9 protein-coding genes and 1 pseudogene are annotated in these 10,407 nt (G+C 63.8%); 4 read left to right on the top strand and 6 right to left on the bottom strand.

Features of this window, described 5'->3' with window-relative positions:
• Positions 1-35 precede the first annotated feature (35 nt).
• Together ACESY8_RS00990 and ACESY8_RS00985 are read right to left on the bottom strand one after the other, a co-directional pair.
• The gene (locus ACESY8_RS00990; RefSeq protein ID WP_054338821.1) at positions 36-1,001 is read right to left on the bottom strand and encodes a sugar phosphate isomerase/epimerase family protein; all 966 of its coding nucleotides are present in this window, start codon (positions 999-1,001) and stop codon (positions 36-38) included.
• On the bottom strand, positions 1,002-1,682 hold the full coding sequence (locus ACESY8_RS00985) for a TIGR00266 family protein (RefSeq protein WP_009259928.1): 681 nt from the start codon (positions 1,680-1,682) through the stop codon (positions 1,002-1,004). It abuts the gene before it with no gap.
• Positions 1,683-1,818: 136 nt separating this feature from the next.
• Here ACESY8_RS00985 and ACESY8_RS00980 point away from each other — a divergent pair, with 136 nt between their 5' ends.
• Positions 1,819-2,400: a hydrolase gene (locus ACESY8_RS00980; RefSeq protein ID WP_044943206.1), complete on the top strand. Its 582-nt coding sequence runs from the start codon at positions 1,819-1,821 to the stop codon at positions 2,398-2,400.
• Between the two features lie 48 nt (positions 2,401-2,448).
• On the opposite strand, the gene ACESY8_RS00975 is transcribed toward ACESY8_RS00980, so the two are convergent.
• On the bottom strand, positions 2,449-4,113 hold the full coding sequence (locus tag ACESY8_RS00975; RefSeq protein WP_034566337.1) for a Na/Pi cotransporter family protein: 1,665 nt from the start codon (positions 4,111-4,113) through the stop codon (positions 2,449-2,451).
• 241 nt (positions 4,114-4,354) lie between these two features.
• On the opposite strand from ACESY8_RS00975, the gene ACESY8_RS00970 reads away from it, so the two are divergent.
• Positions 4,355-6,094: a hypothetical protein gene (locus tag ACESY8_RS00970; RefSeq protein WP_054338820.1), complete on the top strand. Its 1,740-nt coding sequence runs from the start codon at positions 4,355-4,357 to the stop codon at positions 6,092-6,094.
• A 53-nt stretch (positions 6,095-6,147) separates the two neighbouring features.
• Positions 6,148-7,074, top strand: a complete 927-nt coding sequence (locus ACESY8_RS00965; RefSeq protein WP_257591458.1) for a DUF1848 domain-containing protein — start codon at positions 6,148-6,150, stop codon at positions 7,072-7,074.
• Here the strand turns inward: ACESY8_RS00965 and ACESY8_RS00960 are convergent.
• Entirely contained in the window at positions 7,022-8,443 is a 1,422-nt protein-coding gene (locus ACESY8_RS00960) for an alanine/glycine:cation symporter family protein (RefSeq protein WP_288860065.1), read from the bottom strand. The two genes, ACESY8_RS00965 and ACESY8_RS00960, sit on opposite strands and share 53 nt — an antisense overlap.
• On the opposite strand from ACESY8_RS00960, the gene ACESY8_RS00955 reads away from it, so the two are divergent.
• Positions 8,412-9,005: an AlbA family DNA-binding domain-containing protein gene (locus ACESY8_RS00955; protein WP_498794453.1), complete on the top strand. Its 594-nt coding sequence runs from the start codon at positions 8,412-8,414 to the stop codon at positions 9,003-9,005. The genes ACESY8_RS00960 and ACESY8_RS00955 overlap by 32 nt on opposite strands.
• Positions 9,006-9,329: 324 nt before the next feature.
• On the opposite strand, the pseudogene ACESY8_RS00950 reads toward ACESY8_RS00955, so the two are convergent.
• Together ACESY8_RS00950 and ACESY8_RS00945 are read right to left on the bottom strand one after the other, a co-directional pair.
• Positions 9,330-9,785 (bottom strand): annotated as a pseudogene (locus ACESY8_RS00950) (alpha/beta fold hydrolase); the annotation flags it as partial.
• Positions 9,782-10,312 carry a PadR family transcriptional regulator gene (locus ACESY8_RS00945; protein ID WP_054338818.1) on the bottom strand — a complete coding sequence of 177 codons (531 nt, stop codon included), beginning with the start codon at positions 10,310-10,312 and terminating at the stop codon, positions 9,782-9,784. The pseudogene ACESY8_RS00950 and the gene ACESY8_RS00945, both read right to left, overlap by 4 nt.
• Positions 10,313-10,407: the final 95 nt, after the last annotated feature.

Here is a 10,407-nt window from a genome sequence, read left to right as displayed (position 1 = left end):
CCCCCCCCCCCCCCCCCCCCCCCCCCCCCGCCGCTTTATCCACGTCCGAGGGCGCGGTTTTGAATATGGATAGCCTCCTCCCGCGCCCCCCGGTCAGGTGCGGAGAGTTCATGTACCAAATAGTCCGGACCGATGCGCTCCACTACCTCACGGATGGCATGGGAAGTCCAGGGCTGATGCGTATCGATGCGCAGGATATGGCGGTAGCCGAAGCCGTACCGCTTTAAATAGTCCAGAGGCAACCTCGGAGGAAGAAAACCCGTATGGGCCCGGACATATTCCCCGCTGAGGGAGCAGTGAAGATGAATCCCCCTGATGTACCGGCAAAGGCCTCCATGCCGGTCCAGCATGCGGTGTACATAGTCCGCCCCTTCCTCCAGGGTACGCAGGCTGGTGTCGCAGTTCATCAGATGCCCGATATCCAGCATGATCCCCTTGCGCTCAGCCCGGATTCCGTCCAGCAGACGGCGGGTCAGCTCCGGCTCGGTGAAGGTGAAGCCCGGCCACCACTGGTTCTCTACCAGGAAGTCGAAGGGCCACGCCCGGTCTCCCAGCAGGAGATTGATAACCTCCGCCGCCGCATCGATGACCTCCTCATGTGTGTGCCGCCAGTGGTAAGTGAAGCCCTCCTCCACCGACACGTCGGACACGTGGAACACCACATAGCGCGCCCCCCACGTCACAGCTCGGTCCAGATCCTCCCGGTAGAGGCGCAGCAGGGTCTCCCGTCCCTCCGGGCCGCCGTAAAAGGACCGCCACACTTCCTCCGAGCCAAATTTCTCGGTCAGTGCGGCCCGGTCTCCCCGCCAGAAATCCAGCCAATCTGGATAAAAGGTCAGGTGGTAGCCCACGTGCAGCGCCTGCGGCACCGTGCAAGGCAGTTCCTCACCGCCCCATACCACCTCCAGGCCGTCACAGCCGCAGGAACGGCAAGCCTCCTCCAAGTCCCCATACTCCGTCAGGACAGAGGCGGTCATGGGCAGGCTCATCAGGGTATCCATTTATTTGCTTCCAGTGTTGAAGAATGGGGCCAGCGCCGCCGCCACCCCGCTGACCGGCATGGTCTGGAGCAGAATCTTGCCCGGCCCGGTTACCACGGTGTTGAACAGGCCCTCGCCGCCAAAGAGGACATTCTTGACGCCCTTCACCATTTGAATGTCAATGGTGCAGGTGGCATCCATCATGGCTAGGTTGCCGCTGTCCACCACCATGCTCTGCCCCGCCTGGAGCTCATACTCCACCGCATAGCCGTCGACCTCCAGAAAGGCCGTGCCGCGGCCGGAGAGCTTCTGCATAATAAATCCCTCGCCGCCGAAAAAGCCAGCTCCCGCTTTCTTTTGAAAGAAGATGGACAGCTCCACCCCCTGTTCAGAGGCCAGAAAGCCGCTTTTCTGCACCACTACGGGGTGGGCCGGGTCAATCTCCACCGCCTTAATGGACCCAGGGAAGCTGGAGGCAAAGGCGATCATCCCAGCTCCGCCCTGGGCGGTATAAGTATTTTGAAACATCGACTCACCGGAGAACATGCGACCGAAGGCTTTGCCAATACCGCCGGCTCCGGTTTCCATCTTCATGTTGGGGCTCATCCACACCATGGAGCCCCGCTCGGTGATCATGGCCTCGTTGGCCTCCAGATCACACACCACAACGGGCATGGGCTCACCAATGATCTCATACTTCATAATGGGTCCCTCCTTATGTTTGGATGCTCCTAGTATATTACGGTTTCCGACGGATGGCAAGTCCCGCCCCATGCACTTTACAAATTCTTTCCTTTCGTGGTATGATGGTACTATTCTTTCAAGGAGGCGTCGGACCATGGAGCTGACAAGGGAGCAGGCGCTGGCCCTGCTCAGGCAGTATAACGAGGAGCCCTTTCACCTGCGCCATGCCCTGACGGTGGAGGCCGTCATGAACTGGTTCGCCCGGGAGCTGGGTTACGGGGAGGAGGCGGCGTTCTGGGCCCAAGCGGGGCTGCTGCACGACTTGGACTTCGAGCGCTACCCGGAGGAGCACTGCGTCAAGGTGCGTGAGATCATGGAGGCCCGCGGGCTGGACCCGGCCCTCATCCACGCGGTAGTCAGCCACGGCTGGGGCATGACGGAGGGCGACGCCCAGCCGGAGCACGAAATGGAGCGGGTGCTCTTCGCCGTGGACGAACTCACCGGACTGATCGGCGCAGCCGCCCTCATGCGCCCCTCCAAGAGCGTGCAGGACATGGAGCTGTCCAGTCTGCGCAAGAAATTCAAGGACAAAAAGTTTGCCGCCGGCTGCTCCCGGGAGACCATCACCCAGGGAGCCCAACTCCTGGGTTGGGAGCTCAACGACCTGCTGGAGCGCACCCTCCAGGCCATGAAGGCCTGCGAGGCGGACATCGAAGCCCAGTGCGCCGCCCTCTGAGATCCACAAAAAAAGACCGTGTCCCCCGGCGGGGATACGGTCTTTTTGTCAAGCGTCGGTGGCCTCGGTGGCAATGCCCGCCCGCTCCTGGGCGATGTTCAGCGCGTGGTCGCCGATGCGCTCAAAGTCGGTAAGCAGCTCGGAGAAAATGATGCACGCCTCGTCTGAGCAGGAGCCCTGCTTCATCCGCTTCATCTGGTTGCGGCGATACTCCTCAGTCATGTCGTCCATCCGCTGCTCCAGCGCGGAAACCTTGGTGAGCCAGTCGGTGGGCTCGATGCTCTCCTGCTCCAGCAGGTCCAGCACCTCCAGGCATACGGCCTCCATGGTCCTCAGTTCCTCCTGAGCCTCCTCTGAGAATTGAATCTTCTTCTTGTCCAGCATCTGGGTGTACTCGCAGATATTCATGGCATGGTCGCCGATGCGCTCGATGTTGCCAGTGATCTTGAAGTAGGCGCTGATTGCGGTGGAGTCCTTCTCGTTGGTTTCGTGCACGATGATGTTGGAGATGTACTGGGAGATCTCCTTGTTGAGATAGTCGATATACTCCTCGGTGGCCTCCGCGCTCTCCACGCGCTTTACATCCCGCTCCAGCACTGCCTGGAAGCTGGTGGCGATGTTCTCCTTCGCCATGCCCATCATGCGGTTGAGCTCCTGGCGGATCTGGGTGACATACATCGCGGAAAAGCCGATGGGGTGCTCCTGCTTGGAGGCAGGCATAGGCACCAGAAAAGCCAGGTGCATCCCCTCCTCCTTGTCTTCCTTGCGGTCGGGCAGGATGCGCATGGCGATCTTCACCAGATATCCGCCGAAGGGCAGCAGCAGCAGGGTGGTCACAATATTAAAGAGGGTGTGCATGTTGGCAATCTGCGCCGCCGGGTTGTCGGGGGTCATGGACTGCATAAACCCGGTCAACGGCGTGGCCATGCAGATGACGGTGAACAAAACGGTGCCGAACACGTTGAACATCAGGTGGATGATGGTGGTGCGCTTGGCGTTGCGGCTGGTGCCGATGGAGGCCAAAACGGCGGTGATACAGGTGCCGATGTTCTGTCCGAAGAGGACGTATACCGCGCTGTCCAGGCCGATTACCCCACTGAGGGCCAGCGCCTGCAGGATACCCACCGAGGCGGAGGAGGACTGGATCAGAGCGGTGAAGGCCGCTCCCGCCAGAATGCCGACAACGGGGTTGGAGAAGGTGCTCACCAGATTGACAAAGGCGGGCCATTCCCGCAGGGGCTCCATGGCCGAGCCCATCATCTCCATACCGATAAAGAGCACGCCCAGGCCGGCCAGAATATTTCCGTAGTGGTGAATCTGGGGCTTCTTCAAAAAGACCACCATGGCCACGCCCACAAAGGCGAACAGGGGAGCCACGGCGCCCACGTCCAGGGCGATGAGCTGGCCGGTGATGGTAGTGCCGATATTGGCGCCCATGATGATCCACACCGCCTGTTTCAGCGTCATCATGCCAGAGTTGACGAAGCCCACCACCATGACAGTGGTGGCGGAGGAGGATTGGATGACCGCGGTAATGCCCGCGCCCACCAGGATGCCCAGGAAGCGGTTGGAGGTCAGCCGCTCCAGAATGCCCTTCATGCGGTTGCCCGCCGCGGCCTCCAGGCCGGCGCTCATCATCTGCATGCCGTAAAGGAACAGGGCCAGGCCGCCCAGCAGCCCCAGGAGAATGCTTATGTCTAGGTTCACGTTCATTCCCTCATTTTTACATTCTTTTTTCTGATCTCTTACCAAATGCCAGCAGTAGTATACCGAATGTAAAGTGGCGCGTCAACGGTATTTACAAGAACTTTACAAAAAGATTCGACCGGATCTTTACTCTTTTTTAATCTTCCAATTTCCGGCCAGCCGTTGCCTTTCAGCCGATTTTAGGCTATACTACCCTTATCCCGTTCGTTTGGCCTCCGGGCCCGCGGAACAAAAGGAGAATGTTTTTATGGAACAGCAACCGGCCAAGAAGCGCCGAGGCCCTGCAAGCAAGCTGGGGAAGATCCTGATCAACCTGATCGTCACCGCTGTGGTGGGCTTCCTCTACTTCTATGTGGCCCTGCCCCCCATCAACCTGCAGTCCAGCGATTTTTACACCTTCATCGGCATCCTGTGTGTGGTGTATGTCGTCAGCGCCCTGATCACCTCCGGCATGAATGTGGTCAGCAGCGGTGGAGGCCCCAAGGAGTACCTCCGCTTCATCAAGACCCAGTGCCTGCCTGTGGGCATCCTGTTTCTGGCCCTGATCGCGGTGGCCATCGTGGGCTCCATCCTCTCGATGCCCCTTTTCCGCGCCGCGGCCTACCGGGATCTGCTCACCGTGGAGGATGGCAATTTCGCCGAGGACATCGCCGAGATTTCCTTTAGTGAGATCCCCACCCTGGACAAGGACTCCGCCAACTTCCTGGGCGACCGCCAGATGGGCACCCTCAGCGACATGGTCAGCCAGTTTGAATACTCCAACGACTCCACCCAGATCAACTACCAGGGCCGCCCCGTCCGGGTCGCCCCCATCGCCTATGCCGACCTCATCAAGTGGTTCACCAACCGCTCCCAGGGCCTGCCCGCCTATGTCATCGTGGACATGGTCACCCAGGAGGCCACTGTGGTGCGCCTGGAGGAAGGGATGAAATACTCCTTCTCTGAGCCCCTCAACCGCAACATCGTGCGCCACCTGCGCTTCCAATACCCCACCTACATGTTCGGCACGCCCCAGTTCGAGATCGACGAGGACGGCCGCCCCTGGTGGATCGCCCCCCGGGTGGTCAAGACCATCGGCCTCTTCGGCGGCACCGACATCAAGGGGGCCGTCCTGGTGGACGCCATCACCGGCGAGAGCACCTACTACGAGGAGGTGCCCACATGGGTGGACAACGTCTACACCCCCGAACTCATCATGGAGCAGTATGACTACCACGGCACCCTGGTCAACGGCTTCATCAACTCCATCTTTGGCCAGCGGGACGTGACCGTCACCACCCAAGGCTCCAACTATATCGCTCTCAACGACGACGTTTATATGTATACCGGCGTCACCTCCGCCAACGCCGACCAGTCCAACCTGGGTTTCCTGCTGTCCAACCAGCGCACCAAGGAGACCAAGTTCTATACGGCGCCCGGCGCCACAGAGAAGGCCGCTCAGGCTTCTGCCATGGGCGTGGTGCAGGATCTTGGGTATATAGCCACCTTCCCCCTGCTGCTCAATATCGCTGGCGAGCCCACTTACTTCATCCCCCTGAAGGACAATACCAACCTGGTCAAGAGCTACGCCATGGTCAATGTGGCCCAATACCAAATCGTGGCCACCGGCTCCACCGTCTCCGAGTGTGAGCAGAAGTATGTCCAGCTACTGGGCAGCAAGGGCATCACCACGCCGGAGGAACGGCCGCAGACCGAGGCCAGCGGCGTCATCGCCGAGCTCCGCTCCGCCGTGCTGGACGGCAACACCTACTACTTCATCCGTCTGGAGGGCGAGGAGGTGTTCTACTCCGTCTCCGCCTCCCAGAATGAGGTGGCCGTGATCCTCAATGTGGGCGACTCCGTCACCATTGAGCACGAGGTCCCGCAGGAGGGCAGCGAGTCGCTCATCCTGGACGGCTACACCATCACCAGCCACACCAGAGGCAGCTCTGCCGTTCCGGCGGAGCCCTCTGCCTCCCCCGCGCCGCAGACCGGCGCAGCCGCATGACACAGCGGGCGGACAGCAGTGCTGTCCGCCCGTTTTTTGCGAGGTGATTCCCCGTGATTCTCTCCATCTCCCGCCGTACCGACATCCCCCGCTGGTACTCCGAGTGGCTCCTCCGCCGCCTGCGCGCCGGCGAGGTGCTGGTGCGCAATCCCTACCGCCCCGGCCAGCTCCGCCGGGTCCCCCTCTCCCCCGCAGTCGTGGACGCTATCGTGTTCTGGACGAAAGACCCCGCCCCGCTGCTCCCCTGGCTGGACGAGCTGGACGGGATGGGCTACCGCTATCTGTTTCAGTTCACCCTCACCCCCTACGGGCCGGAGATCGAACCGGGTCTGCGGGACAAGCGGGCCATTGTGGAGACCTTTCAGGCCCTGGGCCGCCGCCTGGGGCGGGGGCGGGTGCTGTGGCGGTACGATCCCATTCTGTTCACCGACGCCATCGGCCTCGCCTGGCACGAGGCCCGGTTCCGCAAGCTCTGTAAAGCGCTTTCCCCGTTCACTGATCAGGTGACGGTGAGCTTTCTCGACCCCTACCCCGGCCGTCCCATGGGCGGCCTGCGGCCCCCAAATGCCCTGGAAATGCAGGAGCTGGCGGCCATGCTGGGGCAAACTGCAAAGGAATATCACTTGTCAATTGTGGCCTGCTGCGAGGCGGGGGACTTCTCCGCCCACGGCATCGGCCGGGCCGCCTGTATCGACCGGGCCCGGCTGGAGCGCCTGTGCGGCGGGCCGCTGCGGCTGGGCCCCGACCGGGGCCAGCGGCCCGGCTGCGGCTGCTGTGAAAGCGTGGACATCGGTGCCTACGACACCTGTCCTTCCGGCTGCCGCTACTGCTATGCCAACCGCTCCCCCGCCCGCACAGCGGCACGGCGGGCGGAGCACGCCCCCGACAGTCCCCTGCTGACCGGCGTACCTAGCCCCGGAGATACCGTTACCGACCTGCCCGCCTGCTCCTGCCGCGATGGGCAGCTCCGTCTGTTCTGACCGCCATCCAGCCGTTCAGCAGACCCAGGGCCTCGGGCGACAGGAGCAGCAGGGCGCACAGGTTGGGCAGGGCCATCAGGCCGTTGAAGATATCAGCCAACTGCCACACCACGGCCACGTCGCCTACGCTTCCCGCCACCACGGCCAGCAGGAAAGCCGCCCGGTAGGGCCAGCGCCAGCGGTCGGTACCGGTGAGGTACTGGAGGCCCCGCTCCCCGTAGTAGCTGCTGCCCAGCAGAGAGGTAAAGGCAAAGAGCAGGAGGCAGACCGCCACAAAGACCACCCCGAAGCGGCCGAACACGGTGGAGAAGGCGGCGGCGGACAGGGGCGCGCCCACCATGGCGCTGGTGACGGTGCCGCTCTGAATGGCCAGCAGGGCCGCATCCTCCTGGTACACCCCGGAGGTGAGGATCACCAGGGCTGTGATGGAACAGACCGACAGAGTGGCAATAAACACCTCAAAAATGCCCCACATCCCCTGCTCTGCCGGTTCCTGCACGTTGGAGGCGGCGTGGGCGATGGCGGAGGAGCCCATGCCTGCCTCGTTTGTGAATACACCGCGGGCCACGCCGTAGCGCATAGCTGCGGCCATGCCGTACCCTATGCCGCCCCCCAGGGCCGCCTTGGGGGTGATCGCCCCCGTCACGATGCGCTCCAGCGCCTCGGGAATGGCCGCCCGGTGGCAGATCAGCACCATCACTCCGCCGCCGATAAACAGAAGGGCCATGCAGGGCACCAGGGTTTCGCTGACCCGCCCGATGCGCCCGATGCCGCCCAGGATCACCAGTCCGGTCAGCACGGCCACCACCAGTCCCACCGCCAGCCGGTCCCAGCCGAAGGCTGCCTCCAGGGAGGCGGCGATGGAGTTGGCCTGCACCACATTTCCTCCCCCCAGGGAGGCGGCCACACAGCACAGGGAAAACAGGGCGGCCAGCGTCCGGCTGCCCACTCCCCGCTCCATGTAGCACATGGGGCCGCCCTGCCAGCCGCCGTCCCGGCTTTTCTCCCGGTAGCGCACCGCCAGGGTCTTTTCTACACATCCGGTCATCATGCCCAGAAAGGCGGACACCCACATCCAGAACACCGCCCCCGGCCCGCCGTAGAAGATGGCGGTAGCCACCCCGGCGATGGAGCCAGTGCCAATGGTGGAGGCCAGGGCGGTGGACAGGGCCTGGAGCTGGGTAAGCCCCCCGCCCTCCCGCCGCCTCTTCGGACGGAGCAGGGAGCCCAGCGTGGTTTTGAGCCACAGCCGGACGTGAAAGAGCTGAAAGAAGCCGGTCCGCACCGAAAAATACAGGCCGCTGAGTAAAAAGAGGCCCAGCAGCCACGGGTTCCAGATGAAATTTCCCAATCGCTCGGCAAAGGCCATGTCCACACCCCCCTGTTACACATATGCCGGAGGGGGGAGGAACATGTCTCCCTTGTCAAGGGCGGTTTTCCCCTTTATAATAGGGTCAAAAGGAGGGCGACATCCCATGTTTGACTTCCAGCAGATCAGCCGTTACCGGGAAAACAACCGCCTGGAGGCCAAGCTGGCCACCGGCGGGCTGCCCAGGAGCATCTGGGAGACCTATTCCGCCTTTGCCAACACCTACGGCGGCGTCATCCTGCTGGGGGTGGAGGAGCTGCCCGACCACACCCTGCGGGTGCAGGGGCTGCTGGAGCCCCGGGAGCTGGTGGACGAGTTTACCGCCCTGCTCCAGGACCCGCGGGTGGTCAGCGCCAACCTGCTCACCCCCGGCGACATCCAGGTTCTCCACGTCGACGGCGGGGATATCGTGGCCATCACGGTGCCCCCGGCGGAGCGGGACCAGCGCCCGGTCTACATCGGCGGCGACCTGGCCCGCGGCTCCTACCGCCGCAGCGGCGACGGGGACTACCACTGTACCCGGGCGGAGCTCAACGCCATGCTGGGCGGCCGCTCCCACTGACAGCAGGCCCCCCAGCAGCTCCTCGTAGAGGGCGGCGTTGGCCGCCAGCATCCGGTCAAAGCGGAGCTTCCACCGCAGGTCGTTTCCGGTCAGCTCCGGGGCGGCCAGTCCCCCCAGCGGAGACGGCCCGCCGTACTGGGGCGGCAGATACCGCTCCTTCCGCCGGCGAAACCGCAGCAGGGCTTCGGCCCCCGCCCGGTCCAGCCGCCGCAGGGCCAGCACCTGCTCCAGCTCCTGCGCCAGCCGTTCCGCCTCCTTCTCCCGCCCCGCCTCGCGGGCCCTTCGGATGGCCTCCGCCGCCGATACCTGCTCGGACCGCTTGAAGTCCACCATCTGGCTGACGGGGAGCCAGGCTGAGAGCTTCTCCGGGCGGCGGAGCGCATAGAGCCCGCCCAGCAGACTTCCCCAGGAGTGGCCCAGCAGGAACAGCCTGTCCCGGCCATACCGGGCCCGCAGGGCGTCCACCAGCTCGTCCAGGTCGGAGAGCAGCCGCTCCACAGTGGGCGGCGGGGCGGCCGGGTCCCGGTAATAGGTGTTCCCGCTGCCCCGCTGATCCCAGTGGACCACGGTGAACGCCGCCTCCAGCGCCCCCTGCCACCGGCAGGCGGTGGCCCCCAAGGTGCTGCCCGGCCCGCCGTGGAGCACCAGCAGGACCGGGTTGGCACGGCTCCGCCCCCGGACGCGGATATACTGCTCGATGCCGCCGATGGGGAGGTAAGCCGCCTCCTGCACCCCGTCCGCCGTGCGGATGGCGTACCGCCCGAACCGCCCCGGCCTCATGGAGCCTCCCCCACGGCCGCCAGCAGCTCCTCCACGCATCTGCGCTGCCGCTGGACGATGTCCACCATGTTGTCAATGGTGATGCGGGCCAGGGGCGGCACCTCCTGTCCCTCATTGCCGGCGCGGCCCCGCTCCAGGGCGGCGTACTCCGCCTCCAGCCGCCGCCGCTGCTCCTCCAGGGCCAGCCGCACCTCCGCCGGAGGCAGCTTGTCTGCCAGGGAGAGGGCGCTGTAGAGTGTGGTGGGATAGAGGGCGGAGGAGGTCCGCAGGGCGTCGGCGATCAGGGTGTGCAGATGGTTCCGTCCCGCCTCGGTAATCCGGTAGACCGCCTTCTGCCGGTAGCCCGTCTGCTCCACCCCCGCCAGGGCGATGCAGCCCTCCCCCTCCAGCTTTTTGAGCGCGTGGTAGATGGAGCCCGGAAGCACGCCGCCCCACCGCTCCGCGTCCGCCCCGCCCAGCTTCTGCTGAAGGTCGTAGCCCGACATGGGCCCCCCGTCCAGCAGTCCCAGCACCAGAAGCTTTGTCATAGCGTCTCCTCCTTACTCAATATTCAACATCGAGTATACAACAAAGAGTATATTTGTCAAGAGGAGACAGAAACGCCCGGGGGGGGGGGGGGGGG

Origin of the sequence: Clostridium sp. ATCC BAA-442, assembly GCF_964239415.1 — a bacterium.
Lineage (GTDB): Bacteria > Bacillota > Clostridia > Oscillospirales > Oscillospiraceae > Flavonifractor > Flavonifractor plautii.
The sequence above is the reverse complement of the archived record's forward strand: the minus strand, read 5'-3'. Positions and strand labels throughout refer to the sequence as shown.